The organism is Micromonospora vulcania, from assembly GCF_042658605.1.
Taxonomy (GTDB): Bacteria; Actinomycetota; Actinomycetes; order Mycobacteriales; family Micromonosporaceae; genus Micromonospora; species Micromonospora vulcania.
Window position 1 is genome coordinate 1 of sequence record NZ_JBHSQS010000038.1, and the last position, 20,228, is coordinate 20,228.

Annotated in this window: 16 protein-coding genes; 6 read left to right on the top strand and 10 right to left on the bottom strand. The window is 73.5% G+C overall.

What is annotated here, in order from left to right:
* Positions 1 to 218: 218 nt before the first annotated feature.
* Together ACFQGL_RS30580 and ACFQGL_RS30585 are read right to left on the bottom strand one after the other, a co-directional pair.
* A complete protein-coding gene (locus ACFQGL_RS30580; protein ID WP_377516114.1) occupies positions 219 to 1,172 on the bottom strand; it encodes a carbohydrate kinase family protein in 954 nt (317 codons plus the stop codon).
* Positions 1,169 to 2,434: an AGE family epimerase/isomerase gene (locus tag ACFQGL_RS30585; protein WP_377516115.1), complete on the bottom strand. Its 1,266-nt coding sequence runs from the start codon at positions 2,432 to 2,434 to the stop codon at positions 1,169 to 1,171. Before ACFQGL_RS30585 ends, ACFQGL_RS30580 begins: the two co-directional genes overlap by 4 nt.
* A 211-nt stretch (positions 2,435 to 2,645) precedes the next feature.
* On the opposite strand from ACFQGL_RS30585, the gene ACFQGL_RS30590 reads away from it, so the two are divergent.
* A complete protein-coding gene (locus tag ACFQGL_RS30590) occupies positions 2,646 to 3,518 on the top strand; it encodes an aminoglycoside phosphotransferase family protein (protein WP_377516116.1) in 873 nt (290 codons plus the stop codon).
* Positions 3,519 to 3,531: 13 nt separating this feature from the next.
* On the opposite strand, the gene ACFQGL_RS30595 is transcribed toward ACFQGL_RS30590, so the two are convergent.
* Positions 3,532 to 4,341, bottom strand: a complete 810-nt coding sequence (locus ACFQGL_RS30595; RefSeq protein ID WP_377516117.1) for an Fpg/Nei family DNA glycosylase — start codon at positions 4,339 to 4,341, stop codon at positions 3,532 to 3,534.
* A 153-nt stretch (positions 4,342 to 4,494) separates the two neighbouring features.
* Here ACFQGL_RS30595 and ACFQGL_RS30600 point away from each other — a divergent pair, with 153 nt between their 5' ends.
* From ACFQGL_RS30600 to rocD, 4 genes are all read left to right on the top strand, one after another.
* Entirely contained in the window at positions 4,495 to 6,420 is a 1,926-nt protein-coding gene (locus ACFQGL_RS30600) for a lectin (protein ID WP_377516118.1), read from the top strand.
* Positions 6,421 to 6,579: 159 nt separating this feature from the next.
* Positions 6,580 to 7,407 carry a thrombospondin gene (locus ACFQGL_RS30605; RefSeq protein ID WP_377516119.1) on the top strand — a complete coding sequence of 276 codons (828 nt, stop codon included), beginning with the start codon at positions 6,580 to 6,582 and terminating at the stop codon, positions 7,405 to 7,407.
* Between the two features lie 319 nt (positions 7,408 to 7,726).
* Positions 7,727 to 8,542 (top strand): dimethylargininase, encoded by an 816-nt coding sequence (gene ddaH, locus ACFQGL_RS30610; RefSeq protein ID WP_377516141.1) that lies wholly within the window; start codon positions 7,727 to 7,729, stop codon positions 8,540 to 8,542.
* A complete protein-coding gene (gene rocD / locus ACFQGL_RS30615; RefSeq protein ID WP_377516142.1) occupies positions 8,542 to 9,756 on the top strand; it encodes an ornithine--oxo-acid transaminase in 1,215 nt (404 codons plus the stop codon). Before ddaH ends, rocD begins: the two co-directional genes overlap by 1 nt.
* Before the next feature lie 192 nt (positions 9,757 to 9,948).
* Here the strand turns inward: rocD and ACFQGL_RS30620 are convergent, their stop codons facing one another.
* From ACFQGL_RS30620 to ACFQGL_RS30650, 7 genes are all read right to left on the bottom strand, one after another.
* Complete coding sequence (locus ACFQGL_RS30620) at positions 9,949 to 11,097, bottom strand: FHA domain-containing protein (RefSeq protein ID WP_377516120.1); 1,149 nt, start codon at positions 11,095 to 11,097, stop codon at positions 9,949 to 9,951.
* A complete protein-coding gene (locus tag ACFQGL_RS30625; RefSeq protein ID WP_377516121.1) occupies positions 11,094 to 11,387 on the bottom strand; it encodes a 4a-hydroxytetrahydrobiopterin dehydratase in 294 nt (97 codons plus the stop codon). Before ACFQGL_RS30625 ends, ACFQGL_RS30620 begins: the two co-directional genes overlap by 4 nt.
* 149 nt (positions 11,388 to 11,536) lie before the next feature.
* Entirely contained in the window at positions 11,537 to 12,589 is a 1,053-nt protein-coding gene (locus tag ACFQGL_RS30630; RefSeq protein WP_377516122.1) for a fatty acid desaturase family protein, read from the bottom strand.
* A gap of 133 nt (positions 12,590 to 12,722) precedes the next feature.
* Complete coding sequence (locus tag ACFQGL_RS30635) at positions 12,723 to 16,403, bottom strand: SCO7613 C-terminal domain-containing membrane protein (RefSeq protein ID WP_377516123.1); 3,681 nt, start codon at positions 16,401 to 16,403, stop codon at positions 12,723 to 12,725.
* A gap of 48 nt (positions 16,404 to 16,451) precedes the next feature.
* Positions 16,452 to 16,772: a divalent-cation tolerance protein CutA gene (cutA, locus tag ACFQGL_RS30640; RefSeq protein ID WP_377516124.1), complete on the bottom strand. Its 321-nt coding sequence runs from the start codon at positions 16,770 to 16,772 to the stop codon at positions 16,452 to 16,454.
* A 9-nt stretch (positions 16,773 to 16,781) separates the two neighbouring features.
* Positions 16,782 to 17,798 carry a 1-acyl-sn-glycerol-3-phosphate acyltransferase gene (locus tag ACFQGL_RS30645; RefSeq protein WP_377516125.1) on the bottom strand — a complete coding sequence of 339 codons (1,017 nt, stop codon included), beginning with the start codon at positions 17,796 to 17,798 and terminating at the stop codon, positions 16,782 to 16,784.
* Positions 17,798 to 18,631 carry a patatin-like phospholipase family protein gene (locus ACFQGL_RS30650; RefSeq protein WP_377516126.1) on the bottom strand — a complete coding sequence of 278 codons (834 nt, stop codon included), beginning with the start codon at positions 18,629 to 18,631 and terminating at the stop codon, positions 17,798 to 17,800. Before ACFQGL_RS30650 ends, ACFQGL_RS30645 begins: the two co-directional genes overlap by 1 nt.
* A gap of 154 nt (positions 18,632 to 18,785) precedes the next feature.
* Between ACFQGL_RS30650 and ACFQGL_RS30655 the strand changes: the two genes are divergently transcribed.
* The gene (locus ACFQGL_RS30655) at positions 18,786 to 20,225 is read left to right on the top strand and encodes a protein kinase domain-containing protein (protein WP_377516127.1); all 1,440 of its coding nucleotides are present in this window, start codon (positions 18,786 to 18,788) and stop codon (positions 20,223 to 20,225) included.
* The last annotated feature ends 3 nt before the right edge of the window (positions 20,226 to 20,228 follow it).

A 20,228-nucleotide genomic window follows, 5' to 3' on the forward strand; every position in this document is an offset into this window, starting at 1 on the left:
TCAGCCTCGGAGGCCCCCGACCCCAACTCCCTGGAAGATGATCACCAGCGACCCACGAATCGAGCAGAAGACCCATAAATATGACTCACAGGTATGTCGCTCGCACCAATGGCCGCCAGCCAACGGCAGCCACGCACGGCGCCCCGGCCACGCCCCGGCCACGCCCCGCCGCCCGGCCGAGGGTCGGGCCGGCGCGGGGCGGGCCGGTGCGGGTGGGCTCAGCTCGCGGTGTTGAGCAGGGCCTGCACCTCGGTCCGGCGGGGCGGGTCGGCACCCCGGCGGCCACAGGTCAACGCGGCCACCAGGGCCGCCTGCCGGAGCACCGTGGCCCACTGCGGCGCGGTCACCGCGGCGAGCCGCTCGGCCGGTCGGTCACCGAGCGCGTCGAGATCCGCCAGCGCGGCGAGCAGGCCGCCGGTGAACGCATCGCCGGCACCGACGGTGTCGACCACCGTGGTGGGCCGCGCCGGCTCCTGGTGCATCGATCCGTCCGGAGCGAGCAGCAGCGCACCCTCCGCGCCCCGGGTCACCACGGCGCAGGAGACCCCGAGCTCGCGCCACTCGGCCATCACGTCGGGCACCGTCCGGTCCGGGTAGAGCCAGGCCAGGTCCTCGTCGCTGGCCTTGACCAGGTGCGCGAGGCTCACCTGCCACCGTACCCTGGTCTGCTCGGCGGCCCGGTCCGTGACGATGCTCGGCCGCAGGTTGAAGTCGATCGAGATGGTGAGCCCGTCCCGACGGCGTTCCTGGGCGAGCAGGCCCTCCAGCACCTCCGCGCCGGGTGCCAGCGCGAGCGCGAGCGACCCGGTGTGCAGGGCGGTCGCCGGGGAACCCGCCAGCTCGGGCAGCTCCTGTGGCGTCCACTGCCAGTCCGCCGCGCCGTCCAGCCGGAAGTCGTAGCTGGCCTGCCCGGTGGCGTCCAGCGTGGCCACCGCCACCGAGGTGGGCTGTTCGGCGCGGACCGCCCATTCCAGGTCCACCCGGTTGTCGGTCAGGTGCTCGGCGACCTGCCGGCCGTACTCGTCGGTGCCCAGCCGGGCCAGCAGCCGCACCGGCTGGTCGAGGCGGGCCAGGGTGACCGCCACGTTCGCCGGCGAGCCACCCGGCACCGCCCGCTGCCCCTCGGGGGTGACCACCAGGTCGATCAGAGCTTCCCCTGCCACCACGATCATGCGGACACCTCACCGGGTGCGAGCGGGCCGGGGCCACCGAGCCCGTCGGCCGAGCGGGACACCAGCACCGCCTGGTAGGCGTGGTAGACGTCCGGCCGGCCGTGCCAGACCGTGCCGGCGGGCTGGTTCTGCGGGTCCAACTCGTGTCGCCATCCGACGTCGTCGATCAGGTAACGGCGGGCGTAGGACCAGAACACGCGGTACCAGTCGGCGTAGACCGCATCCCCGGTGCGCCGATACAGGGTGACCGCCGCTCCGATCGCCTCGGCCACCACCCAGTGCATCCGGGAGCGGACCACCGGGCTGTCGTCCCAGTCGATCGTGTAGACGAAACCGTCCGCGCCGTCGACCGCCCAGCCGCGCCGCACGGAGGCGGCGAACAGGGCGCGGGCGTCGGTGAGCAGCCAGCGCGGCGGCTCCGGCAGGACCGCCTCCAGCTCCACCAGCAGCCGGGCCCACTCCAGCCAGTGCCCGATCGTCGAGCCGTACGGCCGGAACGGGTCGGCGGGACGGTCCCGGTTGTAGTCGGGCAGCGGCGCCCAGTCCGCGGTGAAGTGCTCGGGCAGCCGCCAGTCGTGCCGGGCGGCCTCGGAGTTCACCAGGTGCGAGCCGATCTGCAGGGCCCGTTCGGTCCAGCTCGCGTCGCCGGTGGCGGCCGCGGCGGCGAGGAACGCCTCGACCATGTGCATGCTGCTGTTCGCGCCCCGGTAGTCCTCGGTGACCGTCCAGTCCCGGTTCCAGGATTCGCGGACCGCGCCAGCGTCGGCGTCCCAGAAGTGGTCCCGGACCACGGCCAGCGCGTCGGCGAGCAACTGATCCGCGCCGGGCCGCCCGGCACGTGCCGCGCTGGACGCGGCGAGCAGCACGAACGCGTGGTCGTAGCCGGCCTTGCGCTCGTTGATCGGCGTGCCCTGCTGGTCCACGGCGCTGAACCAGCCGCCGTACCGGTCGTCGCGCAGGAGTGTGCTGAGCGCGGCGACCCCGTGGTCGACCAGGGCGGCGGCGTCCGGGTCGCCGCGCCGGTGGGCGAGGGCGGCCACGTGGGTCATCCGGCAGGTGATCCAGGTGTGCACCGGCTCGCTACGGTCCGGCGTGCGGTCGTCGGTCAGCCACCAAAAGCCGCCCTCGGGCCGGACCGCGCGGCGGGCCGTGTCGAGCAGCGTGCTGGTCTGGTCGGCGAGGAACTCGTCAAGGTCGGGCAGGTCGGGTGAACCGGCCGGGGCAGGGGTCGGTTCGGCTGCGGATCGGGGCACGTCGGTCATTTCAGCTGGTCACCGTCGAGTAGGGAAGGGGCATACGGCCAGAATCTGCGGGCGGACGGTGAGAGTTTATCCCAATTGTCCGTTGACATCGTTGTCTTGCACCACCCTGCTCCCGGGGCCGGTCGACTGTCAATTCGACTACGTCACACCGGAACCGGGCCGCCTCCGGCCCCGCGCTCCGGCCGGCCGGCGGGTGCTCCAGGATGACCGGATGGAACTGCCCGAGGGACTGGACTGGGTACGCGCCTCGCCGTCCGGCCGGGCCTGGCTGGACGCGCTCCCCGGCTGGCTGACGGAGTGCGCCGAGCGGTGGTCGCTGCGGCTCGGAACGCCCTTCCGGTACGCCTTCGCCTCCCTGGCGCTCCCCGCCGAGCTGCCCGACGGCACGGCGGCGGTGCTGAAGCTTCAGTACCCGGACCCGGAGAGCCAGCACGAGGCCGACGCACTGGCCCACTGGAACGACGACGGCGCGATCCGACTGCTCGGGCACGACCCACGACGGCGGGCGCTGCTGGTGGAGCGCTGCCGGCCCGGCACCCCGCTGCACGAGCTGCCCGTCGACCGGGCGCTGGACGTGATGACCGGGCTGCTGCCCCGGCTCTGGCGGCCGGCCGGAGCACCGTTCACCCCGCTGGCCGAGGAGGCCGCCGGCTGGATCGACCGGATGCCCCGCAACTGGGAACGGGCCGGCCGGCCGTACGAGGGACGCCTGCTCGACGCGGCGCTCGCCCTGCTCGGCGAGCTGGCAACCAGCCAGGGCGAACAGGTGCTGCTCAGTCAGGACCTGCACGCCGGCAACGTACTCGCCGCCGACCGGGAACCATGGCTGGCGATCGACCCGAAGCCGCTGACCGGCGAGCGGGAGTTCTCGGTGGTGCCGATGGTGCGCGGCCGGGAGTTGGGCCACTCGCCGGCCGCCGTCCGGCACCGGCTGGATCGGCTCAGCGCCGAACTGGGCCTGGACCGGGAGCGGGTCCGAGGCTGGACGATCGGGCAGACGCTGGCCTGGGCCCTCGCCGGAGACACCGTCCTGACCCACCAGCTCGACGTGATCCGTTGGCTGCTCGACGAGCACCGAGCCTGATCGTCGAGCACGGTCAGCCGGGCTGGCAGGTACGGCACCAGTAGAGGTTGCGGCCGGCCAGCTCGCCGCGGCTCACCTCGGTACCGCAGACGTGGCAGGGCAGGCCGGGGCGGCGGTAGACGTACACCTCTCCGCCGTGCCGGTCCACCCGGGCCGGACGGCCCATCGCCTCCGGCAGGTGCGCGTCGCGCACGGTGTCGATCCGGCCGTGCTCCACGGCGAGCCGCATCAGCCCGACCAGGTCGACCCAGAGTGCGTCCCAGCCGGCCCGGGTCAGTTGTCGGCCGGGCAGTGTCGGCTGCAGTCCGGCCCGGAACAACGCCTCGGTCACGAAGATCAGCCCGGTACCGGCCACCACCGACTGGTCCAACAGCAGCGCGGCCAACGGCGTCGGGCTACGCGAGATCCGGGCGTACGCCCGCTCCGGGTCGGCGTCGGCGCGCAGCGGGTCCGGGCCGAGGCGGTCCCGCAGGGCGGCCACCTCGGGCGGGGTGAGCAGCTCGCAGGCGGCCGGCCCGCGCAGGTCCAGCCAGTGCCGATCGCTGGCCAGCCGCAGTCGTACCTGGCCGACCGGCTCCGGCGGCTCCCCCGGCCCGTCGGCGAACTTCCCGTACAGCCCGAGGTGTACGTGCAGGGTCAACTCGTCGGCGTAGTGGTGCAGCAGATGCTTGCCGTACGCCTCGGTGCCGTTCAGGACCGTCCCGGACAGGCGGGCGGCGCCCTCGGCGAAGCGGCCCTGCGGGCTGGTGGCGTGCACCTTGTCGCCGGCGAACAGCTCGGCGTGCCGGGCCGCCAGGCGATGAATCGTGTGTCCCTCTGGCACGGGTGCCAAGGATAGCCAGCGCAGCGGGCAGCCCGGCCAACACCGTCGGTGAGCAACTCGAACGAATCCATTGACTTCTATTACTAAGGAATATTAACTGTTAAGAACGCCCGGCCGGCACCGCCCGCACCGCCGCGCGAGAGGAAGTCGAAGATGCCCACCACCCCCGTACCCCTGCCGTCAGGCCACCGTCAGCGGTCCCGACGCCGCGCCGTCCCGGCGGCCCTGCTCGCGCTCTGCACCGCCGCGGCCGTCGCGACGGTCGCCCTGCCCACCCCGGCGTCGGCCGCCAACGAGCCGGTCAACATCTGGCTGACCACCACCTCGGACTCCGGTGGCCGCCAGGTCAGCCGCGGCCTGCAACAGCAGACGCCGGTCGCCTTCGCCGCCACCAGCGGCGGCGCGACGCACACCATCACGGTCAACGAGAACACCCGCTACCAGCAGTTCGAGGGTGGCGGCGCGTCGATCACGGACAGCACGGCGTACCTGTTCCGGGGCGGCCCGATCAGTGCCACCACCCGGGACACCGTGATGCGCAAGCTCTTCTCGCCGACCGACGGCATCGGGCTCTCGTTCGTCCGCAACCCGATCGGGGCCTCGGACCTCTCCCGACCGGGCAACGTCTCGCTCGACGACACCTGCTGCGACCTGAACGACTTCAACACCAACGGCTACGACACCAATGTCCGGCTGCTCACCGCGCAGGCCCGGTCGCTCAACCCGGCGCTGCGGGTGATGGGCGTGCCGTGGAGCGCGCCGGGCTGGATGAAGGACAACGGCCGGATGGACCAGATGGGCTGGCTCCGGTCGGAGTACTACCCGATGTACGCCCAGTACCTGGTCAACTACGTGCAGGCGTACCAGGCCGCCGGCATCGCGGTGAACTACCTCTCGGTGCAGAACGAGCCGAACTGCTGCCAGGCCGGCAACCCGCCGGCGATGACGTACCCGGGGATGAGCTGGAACGGGTCCGGACTGGTCGAGCTGACCAAGAACCACCTCTACCCCGCGCTGCGCGCCGCCGGGCTCAGCACCAAGGTGCTGGTGCACGACTGGAACTACGGCGACCACCCGAACTTCGGTGCCGTGCTGCTGGCCGATCCCGGCGTCCGCAACGACCCGCTCTTCGGCGGCATCGCCTGGCACGGCTACTTCGGCGACCCGGCGGTCGGCACCCAGGTACGCAACCAGTACCCGGCGGTACGCCAGTTCAGCACCGAGCACTCCGGCGGCACCTGGATCGGCAACCAGCACAACGAGGACCTGGCCGACATCGTCAACTACGCCCGTAACTGGAGCGGCAGCCTGGTCAAGTGGGGCCTCGCCCTCAACCAGTCGATGGGTCCGCACAACGGCGGCTGCGGCACCTGCACCGGCCTGGTCACCGTCCAGGAGGGTGGTTCCCGGGCCGGTCAGGTCGACTACACGATCGAGTACTACACCACCGGGCACCTGACCAAGTTCGTCCAGCCCGGGGCGTACCGGATCGACTCGACCGCCAACGGCACCGTGCAGAACGTGGCATACGTCAACCCGGACGGCTCCAAGGCACTCATCGCGCACAACGGCGGCACCGGCTCCCAGTCGATCAAGGTGGTCTGGGGCGGGCAGTCCTTCACGTACTCGCTGCCGGCCCGGACCACGGCCACCTTCACCTGGTCGGGCAGCCAGTCCGGCGGGGGCGGCGGGGGCCGGACCGGCGCGATTGTCGGCCTGGCCGGCAAGTGCCTCGACGTGGCCGCGGCCAGCAGCGCCGACGGCACCGCCGTCCAGTTGTACGACTGCAACGGCACCGCCGCGCAGCAGTGGACGATCGGCAGCGACGGCACCGTACGGGCGCTGGGCAAGTGCCTGGACGTCCGGGACAACGCCACCACCGACGGCGCCCGGGTGCAGATCTGGTCCTGCACCGGCGCCGCGAACCAGCGGTGGACCGCGACGGCCGCCCGCGATCTGGTGAGCGTCAGCGCGAACAAGTGTCTGGACGTGGTGGGCAACAGCTCGGCCAACGCCACCCCCACCCAGGTGTGGAGCTGCACCGGCGCGGCCAACCAGAAGTGGACGGTGCCGGCCTGACCGATCCCACGCGCCCTCCGGCGCACGACACGCGGTGGGTCGCCGAGGGCGGCCCACCGCCGTCGGTGTCAGAAATCGCGCTTCTGGGTATCTGCGTGACGTACCGCGTGGGTGCCACCCGAATCAGACGGCCACCACGCATTCTTCAGGAGGTGTGTTGTGGTCAGGATTCCTTCGCTGTCCCGCCGGTCGGAGCCGGCTCCGACGCAGGACGAGAACCTCGACGGCCGGATCGACGGCCGTGACACTGTGATCGCCGCCGAGCGGGACGAGCCGATCGCCGCCAAGCGGGACGAGCCGATCGCCACCGAGCGGGAGAAGCCGGTCGCCACCGGCCGGGACACCTCGGTCGCCACCGGCCGGGACACCTCGGTCGCCACCGAACGGGACACCGACAAGGTCGGCGAGGCCGAGCGTCGGGCGGGCGAGCGGGCCGCCGTGGCCCGTGCCGCCACGGCCCGGCCGGTCGAGGGCGACACCCGGCGCGCGCCGGTCACCGAGGCGACGTCCACCATCGACCGGGACGCCACCATCGACCGGGACGGGACGACCGTCCGGCCCGAGCCGAAGACCCCGGTCGCGACCGACGTACGCCCGGTCGACCGCCCGGTGGACCCGACTCCGGACCGGACCGAGCCGGAGCGGCCCACGACGCTTGGCCCGAAGCCGCGAGCCAGCCTGCTGGCCACCCTCGGCCTGATCGTCGCCGTCGCCGGTGCGCTCTTCGTGCTGACCGGCACCCTGGCCGGGTACGGCATCGGCCTCGGCGCGATCGGCGCGGTGCTCTCGGTGCTCGGCCTGTCCGCCACCCGCCGCCGGCACGTGGCCGGCAAGACCGACGCCCTGTTCGGCGTGCTGATCGGCCTGGCCGCGGTGGTGATCGGCGTGCTGGCGATGACCGGCCAGTTCGACTGGCCGACCACCAACGGCGACTGGGTGCAGCGGTTCCGCGAGTGGCTCGACTCACAGTTTGTCGATCGTTTTTAGCGGGCACTGTTCCGCTCGCCGGTGATGCACCGGCGACTGCCGGCGGTTCGCCGGCACGCCCGAACTCATCCGGTGGTTCACCGGCCGGGCACACCCTTTCAGGGGCGGCGGTTCGCCGCCCCTGAAGTGTTTTCGGGGTACGGCGAACCGCTCGCACAACGAATCGCTTCCACAGGCCGGCCACACGCAACGAATGTTCGGTCCGCGCAACTCTCCGTGGTAGATCCTGCTGCTGACGCCGCATAACGTTGAGCAACGGCGCCAGCCCGTGGGCCACGGTGGCCGGGCGCGCCCGACCCCTGGGAGCAGGACAATGACGATGGACGCCACCAGCCAGCGCCTGTTGATGTGCCGGCCGACGTACTTCGCCGTCGACTACGCCATCAACCCCTGGATGGACCCGACCACGCCGGTCGACGCCGCGCTGGCCGTCCGGCAGTGGGAGCAGCTACGCCAGACGTACCGCGACCTGGGCCACACCGTCGAGGAGATCACTCCGGTGCCCGGCCTGCCCGACATGGTCTTCGCCGCCAACGGCGGCACGGTGATCGACGGCAAGGCGATGGCCGTGCAGTTCCGCGACCCGCAGCGCGCCGACGAGGCACCGGCCTACCGGGCGTGGTTCGAGGCCGCCGGCTTCGAGATGTACGACCCGAAGCACGTCAACGAGGGCGAGGGCGACATCCTGCTGGCCGGTGATCACTTGCTGGCCGGCACCGGCTTCCGCACCGCGCACGCCTCGCACGCCCAACTGCAGGAGGTCTTCGGCTACCCGGTGATCACCATGCAGCTCGTCGACCCACGCTTCTACCACCTGGACACCGCGCTGACCGTGCTCGACGAGCGGACCGTGGCGTACCTGCCCGAGGCGTTCTCCCCTGGCAGCCAGGCCGTGCTGCGGCGGCTCTTCCCCGACGCCGTGCACGCCACCATGGCCGACGCCGAGGTGTTCGGCCTGAACGCGGTCAGCGACGGGCGGCACGTGGTGCTGCCCGTACAGGCCACCGATCTGGCCGCCAAGCTGCGCGACCGGGGCTACCAGACCATCGGTGTCGACCTGTCCGAGCTGCTCAAGGCCGGCGGCGGGCCGAAGTGCTGCACGCTGCGACTCCGTCAGGGAAAGGCAAGCAAGTGATCGTGGACGACATTCTGCGTACGCCCGGAGCCGTCCGGGACGCCGAGCGCTGGACGGCGCACAACTACCACCCGCTGCCGGTGGTGATCTCGTCCGCGGAGGGTGCCTGGCTCACCGACGTGGACGGCCGGCGCTACCTGGACTGCCTGGCGGGCTACTCCGCGCTCAACTTCGGCCACCGGCACCCGCAGCTGATCGCCGCCGCGCACGCCCAACTGGACCGGCTGACGCTGACCAGCCGCGCGTTCATCCACGACCAGTTCGCCGACTTCTGCCGCGAGCTGGCCGAGCTGTGCGGCAAGGACCTGGTGCTGCCGATGAACACCGGCGCCGAGGCGGTGGAGACCGGGATCAAGGTGGCTCGCAAGTGGGGCTACCAGGTCAAGGGCGTGGCCGCCGGTCAGGCCAACATCGTGGTGGCCGAGGGCAACTTCCACGGCCGCACCACCACCATCGTGAGCTTCTCCACCGACGAGGACGCCCGCGCCGACTTCGGGCCGTACACCCCGGGCTTCACCGTCGTCCCGTACGGCGACCTGGACGCGCTGGCCGCCGCCATCGACGAGAACACCGTGGCCGTGCTGCTGGAGCCCATCCAGGGCGAGCAGGGCGTGGTGGTGCCGCCGGAGGGTTACCTGCCCGGCGTACGCCAGGTCTGCACCGACCGCAACGTCCTGTTCATCGCCGACGAGATCCAGTCCGGCCTGGGCCGCACCGGCACCACCTTCGCCTGTGACCACGAGGGCGTCGTGCCGGACATGTACCTGCTGGGCAAGGCGCTCGGCGGCGGCATCGTGCCGGTCTCCGCGGTGGCGGCGAACGCCGACGTGCTCGGCGTACTCAAGCCCGGCCAGCACGGCTCCACCTTCGGCGGCAACCCGCTGGCCTGCGCGGTGGCGATCGAGGTGGTCCGGCTGCTGGCCACCGGCGAGTTCCAGCGCCGCTCGGCCGAGCTGGGCGAGCGCCTGCGGGCCGGCCTGGAGGGCCTGATCGGCCGGGGCCTGGTCGCGGTACGCGTCCGCGGTCTCTGGGCCGGTCTGGACATCGACCCGACGCTGATGAGCGGACGGGAGGCATGCGAGCGCCTCGCCGAGCGCGGCGTACTCGCCAAGGACACCCACGGCTCCACCATCCGGCTAGCCCCACCACTGGTGATCACCGAAGAGGAGATCGACCTAGCGGTAGCGCAGCTAGCCACCGTCCTAACTTACTAACGCCCCACCCGCCCCCACCCCGCACGCCCACCCCGCACGCCCGCCCCCGCACGCCCACCCCGCACGCCCGCCCCCCACGCCCGCCCCGTCGATCTAGGGCATATTGCTGTGATCGGAGATCACCCGACGACGATATGCCCTAGATCGACGGGGCGCGCGCGGGGCGGGGCGGGGCGGGGCGGGGCGGGTGGGTTAGGGGCGGGGTAGGCGCATGGCCATGGTGGGGGCCTCGGCCATCACCGAGGTTGGGGTGAACGGAGCGCCGGTGGGCAGTTCCTCGGCCCGGCCGATCTGCACGCCGGGGTAAAGCTCCACCATGTCGTTCTCACCCAGCACCCGGGACTGCTGCGGGGCCAGGGGAATCCGCTCCGACTCGGTCATCGACCCGTTCGGCCGGATACCGGAGCCGTTGGTGCTGACGTCGGTCACCACGATTTCGCCGACCCGCAGCTCGAAACGGACGTGACCACGGCTGATCCACCGCCGCGCCTCGTCGTTGAGCCACTGGCCGAGCATGATCCCGCCCTCCTGCTCGGGGGCTCGGCCGGCCACCACCGGGTGCTCGTCGGTGAGCACGAACCGCCGCCGGACCAGGCCGCCGACGCGGACCGCGAGCACCTCCGTACGCGGCCGAGGGCCGACGTCGTTGAGCCGCGTGCCGTGCCGGGGGCAGGTCGGTACGCCGCCGCGCAGCGCGGGCGGGGGCTGCCCGGCCGGGCTGCGTTCCACCCGGGCCAGGTCGGCGAAGGAGCCGCCCCCACCGCCGCCGAACAGCGCGCAACCCGACTCGGGGCAACGCCACTGGCGGGTCAACAGCTTGGCCCCGGCCGACGAGCGGCTGCCGGCCACCGGCGCGTGCCCGCCACCGACGTGCGCGATGAACACCGGCCCACCGGCGCCGGGCACCGGGGCGAGCAGCCGACCGGGCTGATCGACCAGCCACGGGAACCGCCCGCGCAACCCGTCGAAGCGAACCCGGCTGAGCACCGGCAGCCCGAGCAGGTCGGCGACCTCCAACATCCGGTCGCCCGGGTTGTCGAGCACCTCGACAAGCCCGTCGTCAGCCCACCGGCGGACCACCATCCGCTCGTTGGAGGTGAGGTCCGCGTCGGAGAGCAGGGCACGGTGCACCACCGCGTAGACCTGGACGCTGTCCTCCTCCAGCTCGCGGGAGAGCGCGTCGATGACCATGCCGAGCCGCAGCAGACTGGCTGGCCGGCCGCCGTCGATGTCCTGGTAGCGAATCACCTCGGCCAGGTCGAGGACGGCCCGAGCCAATGACGGGTCGGTGCAGACCCGACCCTCGATGGCGTCCAGCACCTTGCTGATCTCGAACCTCATTGGGCACCCCGAATGATCTCGTCGATCCGGCGGGCCAGGTTGACGTCACGGTGCGTGACCCCGCCGGCCGAGTGGGTGACGCAGCGGAAGGTCAGCGTGCGCCAGCGGATGTCGATGTCGGGGTGATGGTCCAACTCCTCGGCCGTCCCGGCCACCCGGTCGACCACCGCGATGGCCGCCGGGAAGCTGGTCAGCTCCACCGTGCGGCTGATCCCGGTGCCGTCGCCCGACCAGCCCGTCAGCCCGCCCAGCTCGTCTCGCACCGCTTCCGCGGTGAGCAGGTCTGCCATGGTGCGACCCTACCGGGGCCAACCGACGGCATCGACCAGCGGTGGCGGGGTGTCGGGGCGGTCGCGGGCCGTCGGCGCGGGGCTGTCGGACCGGTACGACGAGCGGGGGCGGTGCCGTCCGGCACCGCCCCCGTCGCGTACGAACGTGTTCAGCCGCGCAGCGGTCGGCCCACCTCGTGCAGGTGGCCGAGCGCCTGCCGGTACGACTCGATCAGCCCGGTCTCGGCGTACGAGATGCCCTGCTCGACGCAGTAGGCGCGGACGATCGGCTGGGCCCGGCGCAGGTTGGCCCGGGGCATGTTCGGGAACAGGTGGTGCTCGATCTGGTAGTTGAGGCCGCCCAGCGCGGTGTCCACGACGCGGCTGCCCCGTACGTTGCGCGAGGTCAACACCTGCTTACGCAGGAAGTCCAGCTCGTCCTCGGCGGTCGGCATCGGCATGCCCTTGTGGTTCGGCGCGAACGCACAGCCCATGTAGAGACCCCACAGTCCCTGGTGGACGACGGCGAAGAGCAGCGCCTTGCCCGGCGACATGGCCAGCAGCAGCACGGCCAGGTAACCGGCGGTGTGCGCGACGAGCAACGCCGCCTCGACCGCCCGGTGTCGCATCGGGGTGGCGTACCGGCCGTCCGGCTCCCGGCTGACGATCGCCCGGATGCTCGCCACGTGCAGGCTCAGCCCTTCGAGCAGCAACATCGGGAAGAAGAAGTACGCCTGCCGCCGGGCCAGCCAGCGGCCGAACCCCCGGGTCTCCAGCGCCTGCTCGGTCGTCCACACCAGCGCGCCCGCGCCGACGTCCGGGTCCTCGTCCTCGTGGTTCGGGTTGGCGTGGTGCCGGTTGTGCTTGTCGACCCACCAGCCGTAGCTGAGCCCGACCGCCAGGTTGCCGGCGAGCAGTCCGACCAGCTCGCTGGGACCGCGCCGACGGAACATCTGACGGTGCCCGGCATCATGGCCGAGGAACGCGACCTGGGTGGTGGCCACCGCCATGACGACCGCGAGCGGCAGCTGCCACCAGGAGTCGCCGACCAGGAGCACGGCGACCCAGCCGGCCAGAAAGGCGCCGAGGGTGAGCACGATACGGACGGCGTACCAGCCGGGGCGGCGCTCCAACAGTCCCGCCTGACTGATCCGCCGGGACAACTGTGCGTAATCACTGCCCCGCCGTCGTACCGGCGGTTCCGCCACCGCTCCGAGCGCCATCGCTGCTCCCGTCCCTTTCACGCCCGTGCCGGACGGCCGGGGCTCACTACCGAGTCTCCTGGCATTGGTTGCGGTCAGTAACCCTGACAACCCCCGAATGGGGGGTAGGGCGAGCCCTACCCCGAGCGTCGACTCAGCCCAGCCGGGCCACCGCCGCCCGCAGTCGGGCGAGGTCACGCCGCCGCCGCTCGTAACTGGCGGCGAGCCCGATCAGCGCCAACCCGCCGGCCCCCAGGTAGATCCACCGGGGCAGCAGGTCCCAACCACGGGCCAACTCGTGCAGGGCCAGTACCGCCAGCACCCCGCCACCGAGCAGCACCGGTGCCTGCCAGCGGCGCGTGGCGCCGGCCAGCACCACGCCCAGCGCCGCCAGGCCGAGCAGCAACCGCCGCCACGGCTGCGGGTCCGGCCCGGCCAGCACCGACGTCAGACTCGGCAGCAGCCCCGCGACCAGCCCCGGGCCGAGCGCCGGCCAGCTGGTGAGCCCGGGTCGGGCGCGCAGCGCCAGGAGGCCCGCGCCGATGGCGAGCGCCGCGGCCGGCAGGGTGTACGCCTCCAGCACCGTCACCCCGCCGGCCGCCAGCAGCACCCACGCCCCGAGCAGCTCGCAGCCGGCAGCGATACCGGCGAACCCCCACCGCCGGCCGGTCGGTTCACCCCTGCGCAGCAACCGCAGCGCGACCGCGACGCCCCAGAGCACGCAGATGGTCGCCAGGTGCCGTGCCACCTCGACGGCGAGCAGTACCGCCACCAGTGCCACCGCCTGCGCGGCGGCATCGAGCACCCGCCCGACCCGAGCCCGCACCCCCCAACGGTCCCCCGCGTCCACCGCCGCCGGCTCGGCCCCGGTATCGGCGGCCAGCGGCCCGGCCGGAGACCCGGGCAACGAGGCCGGCGACCCAGCCAGCGGCCCGGCCGACGACCGGACCGCGGCAGCCGACGGCCCGGCCAGCGCGACCGACGACCGGACCGCGGCGGCCGACGGCCCGGCCAGCACGGCCGGCGGCCTGATCGCGGCGGCTGCGGCCAGCACCAGCGCGGCCACCAACAGCAGCGGGTACGCCGCCGTCCGCAGCGGCAGCCCTCCGGCGAGCGGAGCGGTCACCGCCAGCGCGCCAGCCGCCCCCACCGTGGCCAGGCAGCCGGCGACACGGACCTCGACGTGCCGCGCTCCGACGGCGGCGGCGACGGCCGCCACCAGCAGCGCGCCCTCGGCCGCGAGGGTGCCGGCGCGGGTGGCCAGCAGCCCCACCACACCGGCCGCCGCGAGCACGGCCCCCACCGGCAGGGCGATCGGCGCGAGCGCCGGGCGGGGAGCCGTCAACGCGGCGAGCAGTAGCGCGGCCAGCCCACCGAGCAGGATGGCGGCCGGCAGCACCGGCCAGGGCACGCCAACCGCGACGAGCAGCACCGGCAACGCGGCACCGGCGAACGGCAGTGCCGGCAGCAGCCGCGGGCGGACCCCCGTACCGGCCAGCACGGCGGTGATCGCCAGCACGGCCAGTGCCAGACCGGCGGGGAGTGCCGCCGGATCGGCGACGATCGTGGGTACCCCGGACCACACCGGCCCCCGGCTGCCGTACGGCGATGCCAGCGCGCTGAGCAGGGCCGGCAGGGCGGCCAGCACCGCGATCGCCGCCACCACGACACTCAGCACCGGCACCACGCCCAGCTGGCCGACGCTGGCCACCGGCGACCCCTGGACCGCCCCCGAACCGTCGGGTCGGTCGCCGGCCACCGCCGCCCCTTGCACCCCCCGCAAACCGTCAGGTTGGTCGCCGGCCACCGTCTTGCCCCACCGTGCGGCCAGGGTCACGCCCAGTGCCGCCAGCGCGGCGTACAACGCGACCGGCTCGTCGCCCGCCCCGACCAGGGGCACGAGCCCGGGTACCGTCACCGCCAGCGCGGCGCCGATCGCCGCGTACCCGATCAGCTCGGTCCGGTGGCGTCGCACCGCAAGCAGCGCGATCAGCGGCAGCGCGGCGGCGAGCAGCGCGACGCGCGCCTGCCACCAGGGCGGGGCGCCCGCGGCGAACGCCACCAGCGCGGCGCTTCCCGGCAGCGCGAGCTGCGCGGCCAGCAGGCCGGTGCCGGCGACCCGGCGGTACGGCCCGGGGGCCCGGCGCGCGGCCAAGGCCAGCCCGACCACGACGACCGTGCCGAGCGACACCAGGGCGCCGGCCGGGGCGGCCAGGGACACCAACAGCCCATGCCCCAGCAGGACGGCACCGCCGAGCGCTCGGGCGAGCAGCGTGCCCGGTCGGACCGCCGGTCGGGCCAGTACGGCGAGCAGCAGCACGGTCCCACCGACCAGGTCCACGGCCACCACGGCCGGCCAGGCCGCCGCCCAGCCGACGGGCAGGGCGAGCAGCACCGCCACCGCACCGGCCGTGGCGAGCACCGCGCGCACGCTCCGGGGCAGCAGCAACGCCGCCGCGCCGAGCGTCAACGCCAGGGCGGGGGCCACCTGCCAGCCCCAGTCCAGCTCCGGCCCGGTCCCCGCGCCCCGCCAGGGCGGCAGCGAGCGGGCAATGGCGCCGGCCGCCATCCCAGCGGTGATCAGTACGAGGGACTGCGCCGCGAACGCCACGACCAGCAGCGCCCCGACCCGTGGGCCGGTACGCCAACCGGCCGGCAGCAGGAGCACCGCACCGGCCAGTACGAGTGCCACCGTGGCCGCCGCGAGCAGCACGATCGACGGCTGCACCTCGGCCACCGGGCGCAGCAGCGCGGCAGCGAGCACCGGCACCAGCAGCCCGGCCGCCACCGCCCGCAGTGCCCGGCCACCGAACAGCCAGGCCGCGCCGAGGCCGGTCAGCGCGACCAGCAGCAGCGGCACTCCGGCCAACAGCGGTACGCCGGCCAGTCGACCGAGCAGCAGCGGCACCAGAGCGCAGGCCGCGGTGGCGACCAGCGCGCCAGCGTGCCCGATCCCGGCCAGCACCTGCCCAGCGAGCCGGGCAGGTCCTCCCCCGTTACGCAGCGCGGCGAGCACCGCCAGGTTCAGCAGCGCCACCCCGAGCAGGACCAACGCCCAGCCACCCGCATCCGGTCGGGCCTTCGCGGCGAGCAGCGGCAGCACCGGCTGGGCGGCCAACAGCGCGGCGAACCAGGGCCCGGTCAGCCGACTCCACCGGCCGTACGCCGCGGCGACCGCCGCGCTGGCCCCCCCGACCAGCGCGGCGTAGCGGGTGCCCGGCCAGTCGGTCACCCCGGCCAGATTCACCGACCAGGCGGCGTAGCCGTCCAGCACCACCAGCAGCAGCCCCACCGCGGCGAACGTCTCGGCGGTCCCGCGCAGCCCCCGGCGAACCGCCAGTAGCGGAACCGCCAGGGCGAGCGCGGTCACCGCCGCCAGGATCACCGCCCGCCCGCCGACCCCCACCGCAGCCCAGGCCACCGCAGTGAAGACCACGGCCGCGGTGCCCAGCAGGAGTCCACCGAGGACGAAGAGCAGACCCTGGACCGTCCGCGTCGAGGTCTCCGCCGCGCCCGGGGATTTCGGGTCGACCGGGGCGGCGACCGACACCAGCCCGACCGGCGGCACCGACCGCGCCGTGACCGGGGCGGCCACCCCGGCGCGGACGATCGCGGCCAGCTCGGTCCGTCGACGGGAACTGGCCGCCAGCCGACCGGCCAGTTCGGTGTACGTCAGCCGGGCCCGCTCCACCTCCGGCGCGAGCTGGGCGACCTCTCGGCTCAGCCGGACCACCTCGGCGGCGATCGGGTCGGGCGGTCTGCCGCAGCCGGAGCAGCCGGAGCTCAGGTCGGCCCGGGCGCGGCAGGCGGGGCAGGGATAGCCGGTGTCGTCCACCCGGTCATCATCGAAAGCCGGTCGGGTACCGGCCCAGAGTGCGCGTACTCAGGGACGGGTGTGCTCGTGTACCCAGGTGGCATAGCCGGGGTCGCCACTCTCCACCCTGGACACCAGAATTTCCGGCACCTCGTACGGGTGGCTGGCCCGGATCTGGTCCACCAGGGCGGAGAGCCGGTCCGGCGCGGTGGTGAACTGAACCGACCACTCGGTGCTGGTCTCCACTCCGGAGCGCCACCAGTAGGTGCTGTCCACCTGACCGCCGACCTGGGCGCAGGCGGCGAGTCTCCCGGCGACGGCCGCGGCCGCCAGCACGTCGGCGACTGAGCGCGCATCCACCACCGTCGTCACCACGCAGATCTGATCCACGCCCGCACCCTACGCGGCGACATCCCGGTTGGCCGCGATCCACGCGTCGATCCGTGCCCACCAGTCGTACAGCCAGTCGATGCGTTCCTGCCGCCCGGTGGGCACCTCCTCCGGCGGCACCGACCAGAACCGCATGGCGATCCGTTTGTCCATCGGCAGTTCCCGCCACACGTCGGCGACGGTGCGCATCCGGTCCAGTCCAGTGTGGGCGACGAAGATGACCCCGGCATCCGGCGCGGCCTCCAGCGCGGCGAGCATCCCGCCGGGCTGCGGAGCCAGGACGTGCCGCATCCGCTCCGCGCGCAGCGCCATCCGTTCCAGGCCGAGGGAGCGCAGGCGGGCGATGGCGCGCAGCCGCCGCTTGGGGGTGAAGTTGCCGCCCTCCGGGAAGATCACGAACGCGTCGTTGTCGTCCAGGCCGTCGGCCAGGTGCCCGACCTGGCGTACGGTCTCCTCGCCGCGCTCCGGCGTCGGCGCGATGAACCGGTTGGGCAACCGGTTGAGCAGCACGTCGATCGCCGGGTCCCACTGGAGGCTGTCCTTCAACACGATCCGGGGTTCCCGGTTGAACCAGTTGACCAGCGCGTGGATCAGAATGAACGAGTCGCCCGGCCCGGCGTGTCGGCAGAGCACCAGCTCGGGTCGGCCGGGCAGCGCGGTGTCGGGGTCGGTGCCCACCACGTCGATGCTCAACCGCAGCGCCCAGCGGGCGTGCCAGAACAACACCCGCAGGAACCAGCCGGCCAGCACGTAGTGCGCCCGCTGGAAGGCCGGCGACCGGTTCCGCCAGCCGAAGCCGGAGGCGACCCAGAGCCCGAAGAGCGCGAGCAGCGCGGCGGCGTCCCAGACCAGGTAGACGCAGCCGATCCAGAACAGCCGCAGCGGGCGCAACCGGCCCGGGACCAGCGGGGAGGCCGCCGCGGCGAGCAGCGCCCACGCCGGCAGGGTGGTCACCACGACGATCGCGAGCAGCACCACGGCCGGGGCGAGCAGCAACCGGCGCAACCACCTGGGCAACAGCGGCATCACCGCTCCAGGTGGGTCGCGAGGTAGCGCCGGGAAGCGGTGTACGCGCGGCTGATCCGACGCCCCACCGCCGCCATGTCCCGGTACGCCCAAGGGGTGTCGTCGCGCGGGTTGAGCCCCCCGGTCGGCAGGACGTGCACCTCCACCCCCTCGGGCAGCGCGGCCATCTCCCGGAAGAACCGGTGCCGCCGGGAGATCTCGAACGCGACCTGCGCGATCTCCCACGGCCGCCGGGGTGGCGTCAGCTCCCGTTCGATCCGGCCCACCTGGAGTACGAAGATCTGGCTGGCGCCGGCGGCCACCGCCTCGCCGATCGGGATGGAGTTGACGATACCGCCGTCCACATAGTGCGCACCGTCGATCTCGGTGGGCGGGAGCAGGCCGGGCACCGAGGCCGACGCCAGTACGGCCGGCACCACCGGGCCGCTGTCGAACCAGTGCTCGGCGGCCCGCTCGATGTGTGCGGCGCAGCAGCGGAACGGCACCCGCAGGTCGGCGAAGGTGGTGTCCACGCCCAGCTCGGATTCCAGCAGCCGTCGCAGCGGCCGGGGCGAGTGCAGGTGGGTACGGGCGGCGAAGCGGCGCAGCTGGCGGGCGACCGAGTCGCCGTACACCTCGCTGGCCTCCGGCGAGGCCCAGAGCCGGACCAGCCGGTCGGTGACCGCCTCCGACGGGTCGGCGGCGACCAGCGCGCCGTTGACCGCGCCGATCGAGGTGCCGAGCACCAGGTCCGGTTGAATGCCGGCGCGGAACAGCGCACGCAGCATGCCCACCTCGACCGCGCCGAGCACGCCTCCGCCGCCGAGTACGAACGCCACCGGTCCCCCAGCCATGCCCCTCATCCTGGCACGCGCGCGCCGCCGACCGGTCGGCCACCAGCACCCGACGGCGGATGCCCTTCGTCGACAACCCGGAGTGACGCCGTTGACAGGCAGGACACATTCACGCAACCTGATACCGCTCCCACCCCCAAGGCAGGTGCGATCCGTGCAGGCAGCGCTGCATCCGGGCCGGTTGTTGGCCCGCCGATACCGGCTCATCGACCAGATCGGCGCCGGCGGCATGTCGGTCATCTGGCGTTCCCGTGACGAGGTGCTGGACCGGGTCGTCGCGCTCAAGGTGCTCGCCCCGTCGCTGGCCGCCGACGCCCGGTTCCGGGACATGGTGCGCGAGGAGGCCCGCGCCGCCGCCCAGCTGGTGCACCCGCACGTGACCTCGGTGCACGACTACGGCGAGACGGTGGACCCGGACGGTTCGATCACCTCGTTCGTGGTGATGGAGCTGCTCAGCGGTGAGGAGTTGGAGCTGCGACTCACCGAGGGCCCCCTGCCGTGGGCCGAGGCGGTCGAGGTGGGCGCGCAGGTCGCGGACGCGCTGGCCGCCGCGCACCGGCTCGGCATCGTGCACCGGGACATCACCCCGGCCAACGTGATGATGACCCCGATGGGCGTCAAGGTGCTCGACTTCGGCATCGCCACCCGGGTCGGCGCGCCGGACGAGGACGAGGACGGCGGCACCTTCGGCACTCCGGCGTACGTGGCGCCGGAACGGCTCGACGGCGCTCCCGCCCAGCCGGCCACCGACGTGTACTCACTCGGCGTGCTGCTCTACGAGGCGCTTACCGGCCGCGTGCCCTACCCGGCCGACACCTGGGAGCAGCTCAGCGCCGCGCTGGCCGGCGGTCCACCACCGACGCTGGCCGAGCTGCCGGAGCTGCCCCCGGTGGTGGCCCGGATCTGCCTGCGCAGCCTCGCGCGGGACCCGGCCGACCGGCCGACCGCCCGGCAGGTCGCCACCGAGCTGCGGGACCAGCTCCTGCCGGCCGACCCGCCGGTGGCCACCATCCGGGTCCCGACGATGACCCTGCCGCCGGCCGACGACGGTGCGGCGACGGTGCCGGCCGTACCTCCTGCGGATTCCGACGCGGGCGGCCCGGTCCGAGCACGGCGTCGGCTGGCGCTGCTGCTGGTCCCGGTGGTGTTGGCGGTCGGGGTGGCGCTGGCCGTCGCGGCCCTGCTGCCCGACCGGCCCTCGGTGCCACGGACACAGCCGACCGCCAGCGCGGTGGCGCCCGCGTCGAGCGATTCGCCGGCCGCCGAGCGGTCTCGCCGGGCACCGGCGCCATCGCCGACCACCGGCTCGCCCGCCGCACGTTCGGGCACCCTGGTGGAGGCCACCAACCGGGTCGATGCGCTGATCGGCGACGGGTTGGCCACCGGGGAGATCCGCGCGGACGTCGCCGTGGACCTGCGCAACGAGCTGCGCAACCTGACCGCCGCGGTCGGCCGCGGCCGGGACGAGCTGACCACACCGGCGGCCCGGCTGCGGGAGAAGGTCGCGGTCCGACTCGGCGAGGGCACCATCAGCCCGGCGTACGCCGACAAGCTCGACACGGCCATCGCGGAGCTGGGCGAGGCCCGGGTCTGATCC